The organism is Gulosibacter massiliensis (assembly GCF_900626105.1).
Lineage (GTDB): Bacteria > Actinomycetota > Actinomycetes > Actinomycetales > Microbacteriaceae > Gulosibacter > Gulosibacter sediminis.
The window spans coordinates 1,631,865-1,651,899 of the sequence record NZ_UYZX01000001.1; the positions used below are offsets into that span (position 1 = coordinate 1,631,865).

Sequence of the window (20,035 nt, forward strand, 5' to 3'; positions counted from 1 at the left end):
ATGCCGTCGTGAAGTTTCCAGCAAGTTAGCACGGAACGTACAGCTTGAGCGATACCTCTTTACTCGCCCGTGATACGCGGTGTGCCGAGTAGGCTCGGTGCCATGCGGTCGATCTACAAATCCCCCGAGGAGCTACGCCTCATGGTGCCCGCCGGCCTGCTCACCTCGCAGGCGCTGGATGCGGTCGAGGCGGCCATCCGGCCCGGCATTTCGACCCTTGAACTCGACGCCATCGCCGAGCGCGTGATTCTCGACGGCGGTGGCGAGTCGAACTTCCAACTCGTAGAGGATTACGCCCACACCGTCTGCGCGTCGGTGAACGACGTGGTCGTGCACGGGATCCCAAACGAGACGCCGCTGCAACCCGGCGACATCGTGTCGATCGACTGCGGCGCCCAGCTCAACGGCTGGAACGGCGACTCGGCCCGCACGTTCATCGTGCAGGGTGAGCCGCAGCGCGAGAACGCCGAGCAGTGGCTGCTGGATGCGCACCGCACGAGCGCCGCGGCGCAGGCCGCCATGTGGGCCGGCATCGCCGCGGTCGCGTCTGCTCGCCACCTCAACGACGTCGGCGGCGCCATCGAGGACGAGATTGATATGCACCTCGACGAGGGCCCGCTCGGCAACCTTGAGGGCTACACCGGCCACGGCATCGGCCGCGACATGCACGAGGAGCCGACGGTCTTCAACTACCGCGTGCGCCGCCGCGGACCCGTCGTCAAGGCCGGTCTCGCGATCTGCATCGAGCCCATGCTTACCGCCGGCATCCCCGACGTGCGCACCGACCCCGACCACTGGGCCGTGCGCGCCATCGACGGCACTCCGAGCGCCCACTGGGAGCACACCGTGCTTCGCCATAAAGAAGGTATCTGGGTCTCCACCGCCGCCGACGGTGGGGCTGCGGGTCTGGCGCCGCTTGGGGTCGTTCCCGTTCCTGTGCCGTAGCGCAAAAGCGCCCCAGCGCATCCCGAGTACCGCTCTCGATGTGACGAGCGGTGTGACCCTGATGGGCTCTGTGGATGCGCTGGGGTGCTGGGGTGCGTTGGCCCGTTCGTCGGCAGACCGCACCCTCAGAAGGGTGGCGGATCGTGCACCTCGACAAAGCGGGGCCCCGGCGGTTCGGGTGAAACGTGAATGGTGCGCCCCACGGGTGTGATCCAGGCCAGTTCTCCGCCGCCGAGGTTGACAACCTGCCAAGGCTGCACGTGCTTCTGTGTGTGGTGCGCCCGGCAGAGATGCCCGAGATTGCCCGGGTGCGTCTTGCCGCCGTTCTGCCACGCGACCGTGTGGTCGAGCTCGCTGCGGTGCGCCGGTCGGCGACAACCTGGGAAGCGGCAGACGACGTCGCGGGCCCGGAGATACCGGCGCAGCGAGGCGGTCGGCGCGTAGGTGTCGGCGGTGATCACGTGCCCTGTGATGGGGTGCGTGAGGATGCGCTCGAGCTCGCCGTCGGCCGCCCACTGCCGGGCCTCGTCGGCGCTCATGGGCTGGATGCCGTTGAGCATCGCCACCCCGGCGCTGGTGTCGGAGCCACCCGCCTGAGCGAAGTCCTCGGCGAACTTTGGGTCACGTAGTGCGAGCACCGGCGTGACGATGCTGACCGTGGCCTTGACGCGGGCGGCGCCCTCGGCAGGGCCCTCGAGGATCGTCTGTGCTGTTGCCGTGAGCAGGGTGTCGGAGAGGGCATCGGCGCGGTGCTGGTCGCGCGTGCGCAGATCGGCCTCGAACTCGGGCTCGTCCCGACGGTCCTTACCCTCCTGCTTGGCCGCGTCGATCATCGCCTCGGCGTCGCGCGACAGACGCTCGTCGATGGCGGCCGCGATGACAGACGGGATAAAGGCAGTGAGGTAGGCCATGCCAAAGTCGTCGTGGTTGACGATGACGCGGCGCTGTTCGAATGCCTGCTTGTGGGCCTCCTCGAACTCCTCGCTCGCGAGCTTCGCCGCGAGCTTCTTGGCGTAGGTCTCGGTCTGAGGCACCGTGTGGGCCTTGGCGTACCGAAGCACGCCGTTGCCGTAGGCGTCGTAGTGGTGCGCCGGAACAGGGGAGTGGTACCGCAGCATCGCGCCCACGTGCCCCGCCTGCACCGACGCCTCGGCGAGCGCGTCGTGCCAGTACGGGAACTTCGTGAACAGGTTGTGCGCGTTGCGCGCGCGGTTCATCAGCGCGTTGTCGGTGAGCTGCGAGTCGCACGCGAACTCGCCCGCGACCGAGCGCAGATGCCACTGGAACGTCTCGGCGCGCTTCGTGGCCGAAACTGCCGGCCCGCAATCGCGCGCGGTATAGGTCTCGGCAGTGTTGTAGATGGTGGCGTAGGTGCGGAAGTCGGAGGCATCGACCGCGGCACGCGCGCGCAGGTCGGCGTGGAACTGCTCGAGCGCGAGGCGCAGCGACTCGTCGGCGTGGTCATCGTCGAACTCGGGTTCCGTGTTGGTCATTGTGCCTCGCCTCCTCTATCGCTTTTGCTGGGTCGCGTTACCGGTACTAGGAGTGGACCATGAGCCTCCGACATTTCCTCCGCGCCGCCGACGGCAGCTCGTCCACCTGCACCAAGAACACCACGACCCTCCGACATGCCCAAGGGCGCGCGCCCGAAACCCACCGCCAGCGATGAGTGTGTTCTGCACGCAAGGCTGTTAGGCTCGGGCTGTCTGAGTTCCGTGGGATCTGAACGGAACTCCCCCTTGCATTTCGCGAGCGCGCCAGCCTATAGTTGAAAGTCGGCTTGTCGTGCCTGCTTTGGCATGTCTGCGAGAAGTCGATTTCCGCATGACCGGCATGCGGCGAACTACAGCAAGCGACAGTGAGGCTATGGCCAAAAAAGACGGCGTCATCGAGATCGAGGGCACGGTCATCGAAGCATTGCCGAACGCAATGTTCCGTGTCGAACTTTCCAATGGACACAAGGTCCTCGCACACATCTCCGGCAAGATGCGGCAGCACTACATCCGCATCCTTCCCGAAGACCGAGTGATCGTAGAGCTCAGCCCCTACGACCTCACGCGTGGCCGAATCGTCTACCGCTACAAGTAGCTTGCAGTTCGTTTCGGCCGGATAAGGAACGGCTGGCGCACCCGCGTCAGCACGAGGCCAGCGAAGAAAGAAGAACACTCATGAAGGTCAAGCCTTCGGTTAAGAAGATGTGCGACAAGTGCCGCGTGATCCGTCGTCACGGCCGCGTCATGGTCATCTGCGACAACCCGCGTCACAAGCAGCGCCAGGGCTAGTTGCGGTTGGCGGGCCCCGCGCCCGACGCGCATCTGCCGCCTCGGCGGCGCACAACTCAATATTGCAATCGCAGCGGTAAGAGCCGATCGCACCAAGGTCGGGGACACCTCCGGGCACGAGGCCGGGGCCCAACTGCTGCACCACACCTCTCACCATCTAGGAGCACACTCCAATGGCACGTCTAGCAGGCGTTGACCTCCCGCGCGAAAAGCGCGTCGAGGTTGCACTCACCTACATTTACGGCATCGGCCGCACCCGCGCCCTCGAGGCGATCGAGGCTACCGGCGTCGACGGCAACACCCGAGTCAAGGACCTCAGCGACGAGCAGCTCGTTGCCCTCCGCGACCACATCGAAGGCACCTACCAGGTTGAAGGTGACCTTCGCCGTGAGGTCGCAGCCGACATCCGCCGCAAGGTCGAAATCGGTAGCTACCAGGGCATCCGCCACCGTCGCGGTCTTCCCGTGCACGGTCAGCGCACCAAGACCAACGCGCGTTCGCGTAAGGGCCCGAAGCGCACCGTCGCCGGTAAGAAGAAGGCGAAGTAACCCATCCGCATTGCGGATGTGAGTGAACCGAATTTCGTAGGAGAGAAGAATTGGCTACCCCCAAGACCGCCGCGCGCAAGCCGCGCCGCAAGAGCAACAAGAACGTCGCCGTCGGCCAGGCGCACATCAAGTCGACGTTCAACAACACGATCGTTTCGATCACTGACACCACCGGTGCTGTGATCAGCTGGGCCTCGTCGGGCGCTGTTGGCTACAAGGGTTCGCGTAAGTCGACCCCGTTCGCCGCGCAGCTCGCCGCGGAGTCGGCTGCTCGCCAGGCGCAGGAGCACGGCATGAAGAAGGTTGACGTCTTCGTGAAGGGCCCCGGTTCGGGTCGCGAGACCGCCATCCGTTCGCTGCAGGCCGCGGGCCTCGAGGTCGGTTCGATCACCGACGTCACCCCGCAGGCGCACAACGGTGCTCGTCCGCCGAAGCGTCGTCGCGTCTAACGCACCCAGTCGCCCGGCCCTCACCTCGAGGGTTGGGCGACTTTCCGGCACCCGCCGGACCGCCTGTCTTTCGCACCACTACCTACCTCACGTGAGATCGCCCCTCACGCACACGCCAAGCGTCATATAGCGGACGCTTTGCCGAAAGGAACCACACAGTGCTCATTGCACAGCGCCCCACCCTCACCGAGGAGCACGTCTCCGAGTACCGTTCGCGCTTCGTCATCGAGCCGCTCGAGCCTGGCTTCGGCTACACGCTCGGCAACTCGCTGCGTCGCACCCTGCTCAGCTCGATCCCCGGCGCGGCCGTTACGAGCATTCGTCTCGACAACGTGCAGCACGAGTTCACGACCATTTCGGGCGTGAAAGAGGATGTCACCGAAATCATCCTCAACATCAAGCAGCTCGTTGTTTCGAGCGAGCACGACGAGCCGATCACCGCGTACCTGCGCAAGACCGGCGCCGGTGAAGTGACTGCCGCTGACATCTCCGCCCCCGCCGGTGTGGAGATTCACAACCCGAACCTCGTCATCGCGACGCTGAACGACGACGCGAAGTTCGAGCTTGAGCTGACGGTCGAGCGTGGCCGCGGCTATGTTTCGGCCCAGCAGAACCGTAACGAGTACTCCGAGGCCGGCCAGATTCCGGTCGACTCGATCTACTCGCCGGTGCTCAAGGTCACCTACCGCGTCGAGGCCACCCGTGCGGGTGAGCGCACCGACTTCGACCGCCTCGTGGTCGACGTCGAGACCAAGCAGTCGATGTCGCCGCGCGACGCGGTTGCGTCGGCTGGCGGTACGCTGGTTGAGCTGTTCGGGCTTGCACGCGAGCTCAACGTTGAGGCTGAAGGTATCGAGATCGGCCCCGCGCCGGTTGACCAGGTCATCAACGAAGAACTGTCGATGAGCATTAACGACCTCGACCTGTCGGTTCGTTCGTACAACTGCCTCATGCGCGAGGGCATCACCACGGTGTCGCAGCTCGTTGCGCTGAGCGAGACGCAGCTGATGAACATCCGCAACTTCGGTCAGAAGTCGGTAGATGAGGTGCGCGACAAGCTGTCGAGCATGGGCCTGAGCCTCAAGGATTCGGTGCCCGGTTTCGAAGGCACCCACTTCTACGGTGCTGGCGAAGACAGCGGCGAGTACATCTAAACCGCGCAGACGCGGATACCTAGTTTCAGAAAGAGATCACGAGAATGCCTAAGCCTACAAAGGGTCCTCGCATCGGCGCCGGCCCCACCCACGAGCGCATGATTCTTGGCCAGATGGCCGCGCAGCTGTTCACGCACAAGCGCATCCAGACCACCGAGACCCGCGCGAAGCGCCTCCAGCCCGTCGCCGAGCGCCTCATCACGCAGGCCAAGCGTGGCGACCTGCACAACCGCCGCAAGGTGCTTGAGACGATCACCGACCGCGGTGTCGTGCACGAGCTCTTCACCGAGATCGCGCCGCTCGTCGCGGAGCGCCCGGGCGGCTACACCCGCGTCATCAAGACCGGTTACCGCAAGGGTGACAACGCGCCGATGGCCGTGATTGAGCTCGTACTCGAGCCCGTCACGCCGAAGGTGAAGAACACCGCTGCCGAGACCCCCGTCGCTGAGGCGCCGGTTGTCGAGGACGACGTGGTGACCGAGGACGTTGAGGCCGAGGCCGCCGTCGAGACCGAGGCAGCCGAGGCTGCCGCCGAGGTCGAGCCCGACGAGGCCGCCGCCGAGGCGACCGACGAGGTTGCTGCCGACGACGCTGCCGAGGAAGAGACCAAGTAGTCTCCTCGCACCAGTAGGACGGCCCCCGCCATCAGGCGGGGGCCGTCCTCGTTTCCTCGCGAGCGCCTCGCCCCGGCGGGCCCGCGGATACGGCAAGATGGTCGCCATGAATGTCCGCGTGCGCCTCGACATCGCCTACGACGGCACGGCCTTCAGCGGCTGGGCCGCGCAGCCCGAGCTTCGCACGGTGCAGGGCACGCTCGAGGATGCGCTGCGCATCCTCTACCGCGCGCTGCCCGAGATCGGCCCGCTGCTCACGGTCGCTGGCCGAACGGATGCTGGGGTGCATGCCACCGGCCAGGTCGCGCACCTCGACCTCGACGACGAGGTGTGGGCGTCGACCGTGCGCGGGCGCGGCGACGACGACCCCGAGGCCGCGCTGGTGCGCCGCTGCGCGGGCATTCTCGGAGCCGACTCGGACGTCGTCATCACCGGCGCGCGCGAGGTCGGCCCGGAGTTCGACGCCCGCTTCTCGGCGCTCTGGCGTAGCTACGAATATCGCCTCGCCGACTCAACCTCGGTCGCGAACCCGCTCGAGCGCCACCGCACCACCGTCGTGCGCCGAGCCCTCGACCTCGACGCGATGAACGCATCCGCCGAGGTGCTCGTCGGGCTGCACGACTTCGCGGGCTTCTGCAAGCCGCGCGAGGGCGCGACGACGATTCGCACCCTGCAGGAGTTCCGCTGGGAGGAACTCGAACGGGGCGTCTTTCGCGCGCACGTGCGCGCCGACGCGTTCTGCCACTCGATGGTGCGCTCGCTCGTGGGGATGTGCGCCGCGGTCGGGCAGGGCAGGCTGCCGCTCGCGCGCGTGCCCGAGCTGCTCGAGGTGCGCAGCCGCTCGAACGCGTTCACGGTGCTTGCGGCGAAGGGCCTCACCCTCACCGAGGTGGGCTACCCCGACGACGCCGACCTCGCATCCCGCCAGCTCGCAACCCGCGCGAAGCGGCCAGACAATGTCGTTGAGCTACCACGTCGCGAGGCCTCCAAGCTGTAAGAATCTCGCCAATTTGCTGAAAGCCACTATGCTTAGCCACGCGCCGCACCCGCACGGCGCGCGTCAACTCAACGCAGAGCTGAACCAGTGAGAGCGAGAAAGAATGACCAAGATCGACGAATCGCGCGCCGACGACGCCGCGAATCCGCCCGTCGAATGGGATGAGTCCCAGCTCAACACCCCCGAGGGGTACCCGGTCGCCGGCGCCGACGCCAAGGCGCTCGACCGAGCGCGGAAGTGGACGCCCGGCAAGATCATCACGTGGGTGGCCATTGCGCTGCTCGGTGGCGTGGCCTGGACCATGCTCGCGTTCGTGCGCGGCGAATCGGTCAACGGCATCTGGTTCGTGTTCGCCGCGGTGTGCACCTACCTCATCGCCTACCGCTTCTACGCGAACTACATCGAGAAGCACCTGCTGCGCCCGAACGACCACCGCGCCACCCCGGCCGAGTACATGGCGAACGGCAAGGACTTCGTCGCGACCGACCGCCGCGTGCTGTTCGGCCACCACTTCGCCGCGATCGCCGGCGCCGGCCCGCTCGTCGGCCCCGTGCTCGCCGCGCAGATGGGCTACTTGCCCGGCACGATCTGGATCATCGTCGGCGTCGTGCTCGCGGGCGCGGTACAGGACTACCTCGTGCTCTTCATCTCGACGCGTCGCCGCGGCCGCTCGCTCGGCCAGATGGCGCGGGATGACCTCGGGCGCGTCGGCGGCATCGCCGCAATTCTCGCGACCCTCACGATCATGATCATCATCGTGGCGATCCTCGCGCTCGTCGTCGTGAACTCGCTCGGCGAGAGCCCCTGGGGTGTCTTCTCGGTCGGCATGACAATTCCGATCGCGTTGTTCATGGGCATCTACCTGCGGTATCTGCGCCCTGGCAAGATCCTCGAGGTCTCGGTGATCGGCTTCATCTTGCTGATGGCCGCGATCATCGGCGGCGGCCAGATCGCCGCGACCGAGTGGGGCTCGTCGTTCTTCCTGCTCGACCACACGACCATCGCGTGGGCGATCATCATCTACGGCTTCGTCGCGGCCGTGCTGCCGGTGTGGCTGCTGCTCACGCCCCGCGACTACCTGTCGACGTTCATGAAGATCGGCGTCATCGTTGTGCTCGCGGTGGCGATCGTCATCGTGCGCCCCGAGATCACGGCGCCCGCGTTCAGCGAGTTTGCGAGCCGGTCAGACGGCCCCGTGTTCAGCGGCGCGCTGTTCCCGTTCCTCTTCGTCACCATCGCGTGTGGCGCGCTCTCGGGCTTCCACGCGCTCATCTCGTCGGGCACGACTCCAAAGATGGTGCACAAGGAGCGCCAGACAAAGTTCATCGGTTACGGCGGCATGCTCATGGAGTCGTTCGTCGCGATTATGGCGCTCGTCGCCGCCGTGTCGATCGACCGTGGCCTCTACTTCGCCATGAACGCGTCCGTCGCGGCCACGGGCGGCACGGTCGAGGGCGCGGCGATGTTCGTGAACTCGCTCGGCCTCAACGGCGTGCACGTTGACGGTTCGTTCCTGCAGCAGATGGCCGATGAGGTGGGGGAGGAGTCGATCGTCTCCCGCACGGGTGGTGCGCCAACGCTCGCCATGGGTATCGCGCACATCATGCACAACATCACGCCGGGCCTCATGGGCTTCTGGTACCACTTCGCGATCATGTTTGAGGCGCTGTTCATCCTCACCGCGGTGGACGCTGGTACCCGCGTGGCACGCTTCCAGCTGCAGGAGGCGCTCGGCAACTTCTGGCCGCGCATCAAAGACAACAACTGGCGGCTCGGCGTGTGGTTGACGACCGCCCTCATGGTCGCGGGCTGGGGCTACATCCTGCTGCTCGGCGTCACCGATCCACTCGGCGGCATCAACACGTTCTTCCCGTTGTTTGGTATCGCGAACCAGTTGCTCGCGGCGGTCGCGCTCGCGGTCGTCACGGCGATCCTCGCGAAGCGCGGACGCCGGATGTTCAAGTACCTCTGGATTCCCGGCGTTCCACTCGTGTTCGACCTTGTCGTCACGATGGTCGGCTCCTGGCACAAGATTTTCTCGCCGGTGCGCAACGTCGGTTACTGGGCCAACCACTTCGCCACCCGCGCCGACATCGACACGGCGCTCGCGGCCGATCCGAACGCCGACGTTACGAAGCTCGAGGCCACCGTGCGCAACACCGCGGTGCAGGGCTCGCTCTCGGTACTGTTCGCGATCCTCACGCTCGTCGTTGTTGGCGCGGCCTTCGTGAAGATCATCCAGGCGTGGAAGCACGATGGTCTGCCGACGTCGGAGCCGAAGCCGGTGCCATCGCTGACCTTCGCTCCGGCGGGTATCTCGGCGACCCAACCCGAGAAGGAGCTCATGGAGAAGTGGGCGCAGCTGCCCGAGGACAAGCGCGATCGGACGCTCGAATAATGACCGCGCCCACGCACTCGAACAAGCCAGGGCACATCAGGGCCTGGTTCGCGACCGCGAGCTGGTACCTCAACGGCATGATGGGCGGGCACGCGTACGAGCGGTACGTGAATCACCTGCGCCGGGAGCACCCCGACGCCACGCCGATGACCGAGCGTGAGTTCTGGCGGCAGAAGGCGCGCGACGAGGATGCGAACCCTTCGGCGCGCTGCTGCTAGCGACTCGCGGCAGTGAAAGTCCGGCGGCGGCCCAGATTCGATATGGATCGGGGTCGCCGTTGCCCGTGCCGCGTTCGAGAACTTCTCGTACGCAAGTGCAAGACTGGCCGTACTAAACGCGAGGCAAGGAGCAGTCCATGGTCACAGTGGCGCAGAATCTGGTCGACAACCTTCGAGTGAACGGCGTGCGCCGCGTGTATGGGGTGCCGGGCGACTCGCTCAACGGCTTCACCGATGCGATTCGCAAAGACGAGCAGGTCGAGTGGGTGCACGTGCGCCACGAGGAGGCGGCGGCGTTCGCGGCTGCGGCCGATGCCGAGCTCACCGGCGAGCTGGCGGTCTGTGCCGGCAGCTGTGGCCCGGGCAACCTGCACCTCATCAACGGGCTCTTCGACGCACAGCGCTCGCGCGTGCCCGTGCTCGCGATTGCAGCGCACATCCCGAGCGAGGAAATCGGCTCGAACTACTTCCAAGAGACGCATCCGCAGGAGCTCTTTCGCGAGTGCAGTGTCTACACCGAGCTCGTCTCGTCTGCCGAACAGATGCCCCGCGTGCTCGAGATCGCGATGCGCGCGGCCATCGAGCGGCGCGGCGTCGCCGTCGTCGTGCTGCCCGGTGACGTCGCGCTGCAGCAAGCCAGCCACGAGGGTGAACACGTCGTGCGGGCCGCACAGCCGCGCGTGCTGCCGTCCGAGGCCGAGCTGCAGGAGCTCGCCAAGCTGCTTGCGGGTGCGTCGAGCCCCACCATCCTTGCCGGTGCCGGCGTCGCGGGCGCACACGATGACGTCGTCGAACTCGCCGACGTGCTCGGCGCGCCGATCGTGCACGCGCTGCGCGGCAAGGAGCACATCGAGCACGACAACCCGTTCGACGTCGGCATGACCGGACTGCTCGGCTTCAACTCGGGCTACCGCGCCATGGAAAATTCCGACGTGCTGCTGATGCTCGGCACCGACTTCCCCTATCAGCAGTTCTACCCGAAGGATGCGAAGGTCGCGCAGGTGGATATTCGCGGCGAGCAGCTCGGTCGCCGCACACCCCTCGACCTTGGCCTCGTCGGCGACGTCGGCGACACCGTGCGCGCCCTGCTGCCGTTGCTCAAGCGCAACCGCAAACGGGCGCACCTCAACGACTCGGTGAAGCACTACGAGCGCACGCGCAAGCGCCTCGACGAACTCGCCGTGCCGTCTCGCGGCAAGCGGCCCATCCATCCGCAGTACGTCGCCAGCGTGCTCGACGAACTGGCCGACGACGACGCGGTGTTTATCCCTGACGTGGGGTCGCCCGTCGTCTACGCGGCCCGGTACCTGCACCTCGGCGGCGGCCGACGTCTCATCGGCTCGTTCAGCCACGGCTCAATGGCGAACGCGCTGCCTCACGCGATCGGCGCCCAGTCGGCGTTCCCCGACCGCCAGATCGTCGCGCTCGCAGGCGACGGAGGCCTGTCGATGCTCATGGGGGAGCTGCTCACCGTGACGCAGAACCAGCTCCCGGTGAAACTCATCGTGCTGAACAACTCGTCACTCAACTTCGTCGAGCTTGAGATGAAGGCGGCCGGCTTCGTCACGTTCGCGACTGATCTCGAGAACCCGAACTTTGCGAAGGTGGCCGAGGCCGTGGGCATCCGCGGCTGGCGCGTCGAGGAATCAAGGGACGTCGAGTCGACCATCGCCGAGGCCCTCGCGCATCCCGGCCCGGCACTCGTCGACGTCGTGGTTGAGCGCCAGGAGCTCTCGATGCCCCCGGCGATCACGGCCGAGCAGGTGAAGGGCTTCTCGCTCTACGCGATCCGCACCGTGCTCTCGGGTCGTGGCGACGAACTGCTCGATCTCGCGCGGGCGAACTTCCGCCAGCTCTTCTAAGCCGCTGCATCCGCCGCAGACCATTGCGCCGCTGCCACGCCGTGAAGTAACATATTCAGGTTGCCCGCTTACCCGGGCATCGAAGTGGACCCTCAACTGTCGCGTTCACCCGTCATTCGGCGGGCCAACACGACGACCGAGCGGGACTCACGACCATTCCCTTCGAACGAAAGATGCATTGCTATGCGTACTTACACGCCCAAGGCAGGTGAAATCACCCGCGAATGGTTCGTCATTGACGCAACCGACATCGTCCTGGGTCGTCTCGCCTCGCACGCTGCCGCCATCCTGCGCGGTAAGCACAAGGCCATCTTCGCTCCCCACGTCGACACCGGCGACTTCGTCGTCGTCGTGAACGCCGACAAGGTCGCGCTCACGGGTGCGAAGCTGGAGCAGAAGAAGGCCTACCGTCACTCGGGTTACCCGGGTGGCCTCCGCGCCGAGAGCTACACCGAGCTCCTCGAGAAGCGCCCGGAGCGCGCCGTTGAAAAGGCGATCCGGGGCATGCTGCCGAAGAACTCGCTCGGCCGTGACCAGCTCAAGAAGCTCAAGGTGTACGCGGGTCCTGAGCACCCGCACGCTGCACAGCAGCCCAAGCCCTACACCTTTGACCAGGTTGCCCAGTAGCGGCACGAAGAACGAAGGACTGAGATAGTGGCGACCATCGAAGACTCCACCGCGGAGCAGCTCACCAACTTCAGCACCGAGACCCCGGCCTCGGAAGCTGTCGAAACCACCCCGCGCCCCGCACTCACCGTGTCGGGTCAGGCCGTGGGCCGTCGCAAGCAGGCTGTTGCCCGCGTGCGCGTTGTCCCCGGTACCGGCAAGATCACCGTCAATGGCCGCGCCCTTGACGAGTACTTCCCCAACAAGCTGCACCAGCAGCTCATTAACGATCCGTTCACCCTGCTGACGTTGAACGGTGCTTACGACGTAATCGCAAAGATTCACGGCGGCGGACCTTCGGGTCAGGCTGGCGCGCTTCGCCTCGGCATTGCGCGTGCGCTCAACGAGATTGACCGAGAGCACAACCGTCCCGAGCTGAAGAAGGCCGGCTTCCTTACCCGCGACCCGCGAGTCAAGGAACGCAAGAAGGCCGGTCTCAAGAAGGCCCGCAAGGCTCCGCAGTACTCGAAGCGCTAATCGGAAGGGCCAACGTGGGTCGACTTTTTGGAACGGATGGTGTTCGTGGCCTCGCCAACGAACGCCTGACCGTAGAACTCGCAGTCGGCCTGGCTCAATCGGCCGCCGCCGTGCTCGCGCGTGAAGCGCGCGAGCGCGGCGAGCGGCCGGTCGCGGTTCTCGCCCGGGATCCGCGTATCTCCGGCCAGTTCATCAGCGCGGCAGTCGCCGCCGGACTCGCCTCCGCGGGCGTCGATGTCTTCGACGCCGGCGTGATCCCTACGCCCGCAGCGGCGTTTTTGACCGCCGACGTTGACGCCGACTTTGGCGTCATGATCTCGGCGTCTCACAACCCTGCTCCCGACAACGGCATCAAGTTCTTTGCCCGCGGCGGGAGGAAGCTGGCCGACGAACTCGAAGACGAGATCGAGGCCCAGCTTGACGCTGAGCAGCTTCGTCCCACTGGCGACGGGGTCGGCCGCATCGAGCGTTTTGCTGATGCCGAAGATCGCTACACGCTGCACCTGCTCTCGTCGCTGCCGGTCGTCTACGACGACGGCCGCCCGCCGCTCGACGGCATGCGCATCGTCATCGATGGCGCCAACGGCGCAGCCGCGGGCGTTTCGCCCGAGGTGTTCGCCGACGCGGGCGCCGACGTCACCGTCATCGGTGGCGAGCCCGATGGCCTCAACATCAACGAGGGCGTCGGCTCGACGCACCTCGACAAGTTGCGTGAGACCGTCGTGTCGCTCGGCGCCGACCTCGGCGTCGCGCACGATGGCGATGCCGACCGCTGCCTCGCGGTCGACTCGAACGGCGAAGTTATCGACGGCGACCAAATCCTCGCGATCCTCGCCCTGTGGCTCAAGGGCCGCGGGATGCTCAAGGACGACACGCTCGTCGCGACGGTCATGTCGAACCTTGGCCTGCGCATCGCGATGCGCGAGCATGGCATCACCCTCGTCGAAACGAAGGTGGGCGACCGCTACGTGCTCGCCGAGCTCAACCGCCGCGAGCTCACCATCGGTGGCGAGCAGTCGGGACACGTCATCGTCACTCGCCACGCGACCACCGGCGACGGCGTGCTCACCGGCCTGCTGCTCGCCTGCGTTGTCGCATCCGAGGGCAAGCCCCTCAGCGAACTCAAGCAGGTCATGAAGGTCTACCCGCAGGTGCTCGTCAACGTGCGCGGCGTGCGCCAGGACGAGTGCACTTCGAACGAGGCAGTCCAGGCCGCGGTCGAGAAAGTGACACTCGCGCTCGGCAACACGGGCCGGGTGCTGTTGCGCCCATCCGGCACCGAGCCGGTCGTGCGCGTCATGGTCGAGGCCGAGACCGACGACGCCGCGCGCCTGCATGCCGACGCGCTCGCCGAAGTCGTGAAAGCCGAGCTCGCGCTCGCGTAATTTTCACGTCAAACGGCCGCGGCCCCAACCAGAATCTGGTCGGGGCCGCAGCCGTTTTTGGGGGGATCGCGCTGCCGATTAGTCCTCTGCGAGCTGGCCCGAGGCAAGGGCCAGCTCGTTGACCTCGTGGGGCAGTTGGGCCGTCTCGGTGACCTCCCCGCCGAGGTAGTCGACCACGTACATGGTCGAGGTGTTCGGGTCGCTGATGTAGACGTAGCCGCGGTCCTGCACGATGGCCGGGTGGCTGGTCTGCCATTCGTCAGGCACGGTCCACTCGTCGGTCACGGCGATCTCGTTGACGAGTTCGCCCGACTCGGGGTCGAAGACGCGCAGCGTGCCGTCGGTGCCAAAGACGAGGGCCTCGCCGTCCTCGCCGCGGGCGAGGCCATGCCAGGTGTAGTGGCTGCCGGTGTCGACGACGTTGATCGACTCGTCGACGGTGTCAATGAGGGCAATCTGGGTCAGGTCGATGCCGCCCTCGGGGTCGGTCTTGTAGTCGCCGAGCACGACGGTCGAATCATCGGCGGCGAACGCGTTGCCGGTGCGGCCGAAGTCGTCGGGCGCGTCGATCTTGTGGAAGTGGTCGCCGTGCGAGAGCAGCACGCCGTCCTCGCAGCCGGCGAGAACAAGGTCGTCGCCGACGGTGGTCTCACCATGGATGCCGGGGCACTCGTCGGATTCGGCGATGACGTTGCCGTCGGGGTCAACGACCTGGGCGCCGTTGCGATCCGACTCGTTGCCCACCGTCACGAACAGCTGGCCGTCGGCGAGCGGCACGGCGACGCCGTGGTGCGCGTCGGCCGACTCGTAGCTCGCGGTCGGCGTGATGCTGCCGGCGTCAACCTGCTCCTCGAGCGTCGCCGTGGCGAAGATCGTGACCTCGCCGGTGCCGTCGTCGAAGAGTGCGGTCTGGCCGTCGTGGTGTACGACATGACCGGGTGTCTCGGCGCTCGCGACGACGTCGCTGAGCACGGGCTCGGAGACGTACAAGTGGGTGTGGTCGCCGTGTGGCTGGGTGTAGGTGCCGGCGTCGAGCACGGCCCAGCCGCCCGTCGTCGAGACGAACACGTTGCGGTTGTCACCGCCGGGGCTGAGGCGGTTGAAGCCATCGATGGGCAGATCGGCCATGACCTCGAGCGAGTTCGCGTCGACGACCATGATGCCGCCGTCGTAGGTCAGCGCGAGGCGGGGCTGCGGGCCCGACGACTCCGTCGCCGCGTGTTCGTGTTCGTGACCGTCTTCGTGGTCGTGCTCGGCCTCCGTTGACGTGGTGCTCCCGGGCTGTGAGCCGGCGGCGCAGCCCGTGAGGGCGAGCGCGGCAATCGCGAGGGATGCGGCAGAGGCGAGCAGCGGCGCTTGACGGGACAGGATCGGTGCCATAGAGGCGGGTCCTTCCTAAAGGATCAGCAAATTCGATGCCGCCGAAACGGCACCGCACGAGACTATCTGCGAATAAGAATCGTTATCAAATGGCGAGTCGCTGATATTTCGCTCCCGGTGCGGGGCCGTGACTGGCGCATCCGCTTGGAGTTTGCGTTGGGGACGTCCTCTTGGCTGCGGTTTTCTCCGAGAGATGCGGCGGTAACCGCAGCGATCCTAGAAAACTGCACCCAGACACCCGCCGCTAGGACTTGCGGAGGAGGACCTTCGAGATCGCGTGGTTCTCAGATTTGCGCAGGATGAGCTTCGCGCGTGAGCGCGTCGGCAGCACGTTCTGCTCGAGGTTCGGCAGGTTGATCGAGTTCCAGATATCGGATGCGGTGGCAACGGCCTCGGTCGGGGAGAGGTCAGCGTACTTGCGGAAGTACGAGGACGGGTTCGCGAATGCGCCGCGCTGCAGTTGCAGAAAGCGGTCGAGGTACCACTTCTCGATGTCGGAGGTGCGCGCATCCACGAAGATCGAGAAGTCAAACATGTCGCTCACCGCGAGCCCGCCGCCGCGCGACGGCTGCAGGACGTTGAGGCCCTCGACGATGAGCACGTCGGGGGCGTTCACAACGATCTCGGCGTCGCGCACGATGTCGTAGACAACGTGCGAGTAGAACGGCGCGCGCACTTCGGGAGCGCCCGACTTCACCTGCGTGACGAAGCGCAGCAGGGCGCGGCGGTCGTACGACTCCGGGAATCCCTTGCGCGACATCAGGCCGCGGCGCTCGAGCTCGGCGTTCGGGTAGAGGAACCCGTCGGTCGTGATGAGCTCGACGCGAGGGGTGTCCTCCCACCGCCGCAGCAGCTCTCGCAGGAGTCGTGCCACCGTCGACTTGCCCACGGCGACCGAGCCCGCGACGCCGATGACGAAGGGCGTGCCGTCGCCGCGGTCGCCGAGAAACGAGTTCTGGGCGCGGCGCAGCTGGCGCGCGTTGTTCACGTGGATGTTCAGCAGCCGGGTGAGCGGCAGATAGACCTCGCGCACCTCATCGATGTCGATCGGGTCGCCGAGGCTGCGCAGGCGCGCGACGTCGTCCTCGTCGATCGTCAGCGGCGTCGACGGGGCGAGTTCGGCCCAGTCGGCGCGATCGATCTCATCGAACGGCGTCGACCACTTCGCGGTGGCCGGGCGCCGTGCGGTGGTGAGCATCAAGCCAGCTTACTGGCAGGTAGGGCAGTGCGGAACGCTTGGCCGTGATGGCCGTATTCCTGGGACAAGCCGCAGAGTAGGCTTAGTAAAGGATGAACCGCGGTGTCGCGGTTCCGCCCGTATCTCACGAGCATCTGGAGGCAGTGGTGTCCGCAACTACCGCGCCGTCGACCGACTCAGCGTCAGGCGGCAAGAACAAGTTCAGCGTCGGAGTCCAGAAGTTCGGCACATTCCTCTCGGGAATGATCATGCCGAACATCCCCGCACTCATCGCGTGGGGTCTGTTCACGGCGTTCTTCATCGAAAAGGGATGGACGCCGAACGCGAGCCTCTCGGAGCTCGTCGGCCCGACCATCCACTACCTGATGCCGCTGCTCATCGCGAACACGGCCGGCCGCATGGTCTACAAGGAGCGCGGTGGCGTCGTCGCCACTGTCGCGACCATGGGCGTCATCGTCGGTAGCGACTACATCGTCAACCAGTTCAATGCCTCGCTGCCCGAGGGCGCGAGCGAGCTCGGCCAGGTGCACATGTTCATCGGAGCGATGATCATGGCGCCGATCGCGGCCTGGCTCATGAAACAGCTCGACAAGCTCTGGGACGGCAAGATCCGCGCCGGCTTCGAGATGCTCGTCAACCTGTTCTCGGCCGGCATCTTCTCGTTCATCATGGCGATCGCAGGCTTCTACTTGCTCGCACCGGTCGTTAACGGCCTCATGACGGCGCTCGGGAACGCGGTCGGCTGGCTCATCAACAACGGCCTGCTGCCGTTGACGAGCATCTTGATCGAGCCCGCGAAGGTTTTCTTCCTCAACAACGCCATCAACCACGGCGTGCTGACGCCGCTCGGCACGCAGATGGCGTCGGTCGACGGCAAGTCGATCCTGTTCCTGCTCGAGGCGAACCCGGGCCCCGGTCTCGGCATCCTGCTCGCGTTCTCGGTCTTCGGCGTCGGCATGGCCCGGGCCTCGGCACCGGGCGCCGCGATCATCCACTTCCTCGGCGGCATCCACGAGATCTATTTCCCGTACGTGCTCATGAAGCCGGCACTGCTGCTTGCGGTGATCGCGGGTGGCATGAGTGGCGTGTTCACGAACATGATTTTCGACTCGGGCCTGCGGGCGCCCGCGGCGCCGGGCTCGATCATTGCGGTGCTGCTGCAAACCGCGAGTGACAGCTACCTCGGCGTGATCCTGTCGGTTGTCATCTCGGCCACCGTCACCTTCGTCGTCGCCGCGGTGATTCTGCGGGCCTCGCGCAAGCGTGACCTTGAGGCGCTTGAGCGCGGCGAGGACGGCATGAGTGCGGCCGTCGCGAAGACCCAGCGCAACAAGGGCAAGGACTCGGCGGCGCTCTCGAGCCTCGCCGGTCAGGCATCCGCCGGTTCGCTGCGCGACGAGGTCGCCAACCCGAACCGCGAGATCACGAGCGTCGTGTTCGCCTGCGATGCGGGGATGGGCTCGAGCGCGATGGGTGCGAGCGTCATGCGCAAGAAGGTGAAGGATGCGGGCATCACCGGCGTGACCGTGACGAACGCGGCCATCGCGAACCTCGACAGCACGGCCGACCTCATCATCACGCAGGAAGAGCTCACACCCCGCGCGCGCCAGCGCCGCCCCGACGCGATCCACGTGTCCGTCGGCCAGTTCATGAACTCGCCGAAGTACGACGAGGTCGTGGACCTGCTGAAGCAGCGCCAGGATGGCGAGCTCACGGCGGCGACCGCCGAGGCGGCTCCGGCCGAGTCCTCGCCCTACACGCCGAGCGACGGCACGGATGCGCCGGCCCCGGCCGCCGCCCCTGCCGCGGCAACGGCCACCGCGACCGCACCGGCCACCCCGGCGGCCGACCCCGACGTGCTCACGCTCGAGAGCATCACGACGGCGCCGACCGCGACGACGCGTGATGAGGCGATCCGAGAGGCGGGGGAACGACTCGTCGCCCGCGGCTCGGTCACGCCTGACTACGTCGACGCGATGTTCGCCCGCGAGGCCGAGGTCTCGACCTTCATGGGCAGCTTCCTCGCGATCCCGCACGGCACGAACGACGCCAAGCAGGCGGTGCTCGCATCGGGGCTTTCGGTTGCGCGCTACCCGCAGCCGGTTGACTGGGATGGCAACGAGGTGCGCTTCGTGATCGGCATCGCCGGCAAGGACGGTGGGCACCTCGAGATCCTCGCCAAGATTGCCCAGATCTTCGCCGACCAGAGCAAGGTTGACCGCCTGCTCGAGGCGCAGACCGACGAAGAACTCTACGAACTGCTGAGCGGAGTAAACGACTAATGGCCAAGACCGCAGTACATTTCGGTGCCGGCAACATCGGGCGGGGCTTCATCGGCCTCGCCCTGCACGAGGCGGGCTATGACCTCGTGTTCTCGGACGTCAACGCCGAGCTCGTCGACACGCTCAATGCCACCGACAGCTACGAGGTGCGCGAGGTCGGCGCGAACGCCCGCACCCACACCGTCGACCGCTTCAGCGCCGTGAACTCGGCCGCCGACCCGGCCTCCGCGCAGGCGGCCGTGGCCGGGGCCGAGATCGCGACCTGCGCCGTCGGCGCGGGCGTGCTCAAGTTCATCGCGCCCGTGATTCGCGAGGGCCTGCGGCAGCGGGCGGTGGATGCGCCGAAGCTCGTCGTGCTTGCCTGCGAGAACGCAATCAATGCGACCGACACGCTGCGCGACTTCGTGCTCGACGGCGCGGAAGAACTCGCTGACCGGGCGATCTTCGCGAACACCGCGGTCGACCGCATCATCCCCGCCGTGCACGCCGACGGCGTCGACGTCGTGGTCGAGGACTTCAGCGAGTGGGCGATCGAGCGAGGGCCGTTCGATGGCGCCGAGCCGAACATCCCCGATGCCCATTTCGTCGACGACCTGGCCCCGTACATCCGCCGCAAGCTCTTCACGGTGAACACCGGCCACGCCACCGCCGCGTACTGGGGCTCGCTCCTGGGGGAGGCATCGATCGCGTCGGCCCTGGCGAACCCGCAGGTGCGCGAGCACGTCGACACGGTGCTCGGCGAGACGAGCGAGCTGCTCATCGCGCAGTTTGGCTTCGACCTCGACGAGCACGCCGCCTATGTCGCGCGCACGATTCAGCGGTTCGAAAACCCCGAGCTGCCCGACACCCCGACGCGCATCGGCCGCCAGCCGCTGCGCAAGCTGAGCCGACACGAGCGCTTCGTCGAGCCGGCGGTGGACCTCGCGGCCCGCGGCCTCGAACACGGTGGTCTCCTGGCGGCGATCGGCGCGGCGCTGCAGTTCCGCAGCGACGACGACGAGCAGTCGCACGAGCTCGGCGAACTACTCGAGACACGCCCGGCCCATGACCTCGTTCCCGAGGTCATGGGAGTGCAGCCCAGCGAGCAGCTATTCGACGAACTCGTGGCGGTCGTGACCCGCGTACAGCAGCGCTAGTTCCGCCCACGTTCTCGACGCGTTTGGGGAGTTGAACGCGCGCG

19 protein-coding genes are annotated in these 20,035 nt (G+C 66.5%); 16 read left to right on the forward strand and 3 right to left on the reverse strand.

Going from position 1 to position 20,035, the window contains the following annotated elements:
* Window positions 1-102 precede the first annotated feature (102 nt).
* The gene (gene map / locus EJL01_RS07835) at window positions 103-945 is read left to right on the forward strand and encodes a type I methionyl aminopeptidase (RefSeq protein ID WP_125107006.1); all 843 of its coding nucleotides are present in this window, start codon (window positions 103-105) and stop codon (window positions 943-945) included.
* Window positions 946-1,070: 125 nt separating this feature from the next.
* Here map and EJL01_RS07840 read toward each other — a convergent pair whose 3' ends face one another.
* Window positions 1,071-2,438, reverse strand: coding sequence for an HNH endonuclease signature motif containing protein (locus EJL01_RS07840; RefSeq protein ID WP_125107007.1), 1,368 nt, complete (start codon window positions 2,436-2,438; stop codon window positions 1,071-1,073).
* 373 nt (window positions 2,439-2,811) lie between these two features.
* Between EJL01_RS07840 and infA the strand changes: the two genes are divergently transcribed.
* The 13 genes from infA to glmM all read left to right on the forward strand — a co-directional run bounded on the left by infA (window position 2,812) and on the right by glmM (window position 13,995).
* The gene (infA, locus tag EJL01_RS07845; RefSeq protein ID WP_019619037.1) at window positions 2,812-3,033 is read left to right on the forward strand and encodes a translation initiation factor IF-1; all 222 of its coding nucleotides are present in this window, start codon (window positions 2,812-2,814) and stop codon (window positions 3,031-3,033) included.
* A gap of 80 nt (window positions 3,034-3,113) precedes the next feature.
* Window positions 3,114-3,227: a 50S ribosomal protein L36 gene (gene rpmJ / locus EJL01_RS07850; RefSeq protein WP_019619036.1), complete on the forward strand. Its 114-nt coding sequence runs from the start codon at window positions 3,114-3,116 to the stop codon at window positions 3,225-3,227.
* Window positions 3,228-3,400: 173 nt separating this feature from the next.
* Window positions 3,401-3,775 carry a 30S ribosomal protein S13 gene (gene rpsM, locus EJL01_RS07855; RefSeq protein WP_125107008.1) on the forward strand — a complete coding sequence of 125 codons (375 nt, stop codon included), beginning with the start codon at window positions 3,401-3,403 and terminating at the stop codon, window positions 3,773-3,775.
* Between the two features lie 50 nt (window positions 3,776-3,825).
* Window positions 3,826-4,224: a 30S ribosomal protein S11 gene (gene rpsK / locus EJL01_RS07860; RefSeq protein WP_125107009.1), complete on the forward strand. Its 399-nt coding sequence runs from the start codon at window positions 3,826-3,828 to the stop codon at window positions 4,222-4,224.
* Between the two features lie 158 nt (window positions 4,225-4,382).
* Complete coding sequence (locus EJL01_RS07865) at window positions 4,383-5,378, forward strand: DNA-directed RNA polymerase subunit alpha (RefSeq protein WP_125107010.1); 996 nt, start codon at window positions 4,383-4,385, stop codon at window positions 5,376-5,378.
* A 44-nt stretch (window positions 5,379-5,422) separates the two neighbouring features.
* Window positions 5,423-5,992: a 50S ribosomal protein L17 gene (gene rplQ, locus EJL01_RS07870; protein ID WP_125107011.1), complete on the forward strand. Its 570-nt coding sequence runs from the start codon at window positions 5,423-5,425 to the stop codon at window positions 5,990-5,992.
* A gap of 106 nt (window positions 5,993-6,098) precedes the next feature.
* Entirely contained in the window at window positions 6,099-6,989 is an 891-nt protein-coding gene (gene truA / locus EJL01_RS07875; RefSeq protein ID WP_206427690.1) for a tRNA pseudouridine(38-40) synthase TruA, read from the forward strand.
* A 103-nt stretch (window positions 6,990-7,092) separates the two neighbouring features.
* Complete coding sequence (locus tag EJL01_RS07880) at window positions 7,093-9,387, forward strand: carbon starvation CstA family protein (RefSeq protein ID WP_125107013.1); 2,295 nt, start codon at window positions 7,093-7,095, stop codon at window positions 9,385-9,387.
* On the forward strand, window positions 9,387-9,605 hold the full coding sequence (locus EJL01_RS07885) for a YbdD/YjiX family protein (RefSeq protein WP_125107014.1): 219 nt from the start codon (window positions 9,387-9,389) through the stop codon (window positions 9,603-9,605). The genes EJL01_RS07880 and EJL01_RS07885 overlap by 1 nt, the downstream gene beginning before the upstream one ends.
* Before the next feature lie 137 nt (window positions 9,606-9,742).
* On the forward strand, window positions 9,743-11,467 hold the full coding sequence (poxB, locus tag EJL01_RS07890; RefSeq protein WP_125107015.1) for a ubiquinone-dependent pyruvate dehydrogenase: 1,725 nt from the start codon (window positions 9,743-9,745) through the stop codon (window positions 11,465-11,467).
* A gap of 183 nt (window positions 11,468-11,650) precedes the next feature.
* Window positions 11,651-12,094 carry a 50S ribosomal protein L13 gene (rplM, locus tag EJL01_RS07895; RefSeq protein ID WP_125107016.1) on the forward strand — a complete coding sequence of 148 codons (444 nt, stop codon included), beginning with the start codon at window positions 11,651-11,653 and terminating at the stop codon, window positions 12,092-12,094.
* Window positions 12,095-12,121: 27 nt separating this feature from the next.
* Window positions 12,122-12,610, forward strand: a complete 489-nt coding sequence (gene rpsI / locus EJL01_RS07900; RefSeq protein ID WP_125107017.1) for a 30S ribosomal protein S9 — start codon at window positions 12,122-12,124, stop codon at window positions 12,608-12,610.
* A gap of 14 nt (window positions 12,611-12,624) precedes the next feature.
* Entirely contained in the window at window positions 12,625-13,995 is a 1,371-nt protein-coding gene (glmM, locus tag EJL01_RS07905) for a phosphoglucosamine mutase (protein ID WP_125107018.1), read from the forward strand.
* 78 nt (window positions 13,996-14,073) lie between these two features.
* Here the strand turns inward: glmM and EJL01_RS07910 are convergent, their stop codons facing one another.
* Together EJL01_RS07910 and coaA are read right to left on the reverse strand one after the other, a co-directional pair.
* On the reverse strand, window positions 14,074-15,375 hold the full coding sequence (locus tag EJL01_RS07910) for a hypothetical protein (protein WP_125107019.1): 1,302 nt from the start codon (window positions 15,373-15,375) through the stop codon (window positions 14,074-14,076).
* 244 nt (window positions 15,376-15,619) lie between these two features.
* On the reverse strand, window positions 15,620-16,573 hold the full coding sequence (gene coaA / locus EJL01_RS07915; protein ID WP_125107020.1) for a type I pantothenate kinase: 954 nt from the start codon (window positions 16,571-16,573) through the stop codon (window positions 15,620-15,622).
* A 146-nt stretch (window positions 16,574-16,719) separates the two neighbouring features.
* On the opposite strand from coaA, the gene EJL01_RS07920 reads away from it, so the two are divergent.
* Both EJL01_RS07920 and EJL01_RS07925 read left to right on the forward strand, forming a co-directional pair.
* Complete coding sequence (locus EJL01_RS07920) at window positions 16,720-18,855, forward strand: PTS mannitol transporter subunit IICBA (protein ID WP_241209139.1); 2,136 nt, start codon at window positions 16,720-16,722, stop codon at window positions 18,853-18,855.
* Window positions 18,855-19,991 carry a mannitol-1-phosphate 5-dehydrogenase gene (locus EJL01_RS07925; protein ID WP_125107022.1) on the forward strand — a complete coding sequence of 379 codons (1,137 nt, stop codon included), beginning with the start codon at window positions 18,855-18,857 and terminating at the stop codon, window positions 19,989-19,991. The genes EJL01_RS07920 and EJL01_RS07925 overlap by 1 nt, the downstream gene beginning before the upstream one ends.
* The last annotated feature ends 44 nt before the right edge of the window (window positions 19,992-20,035 follow it).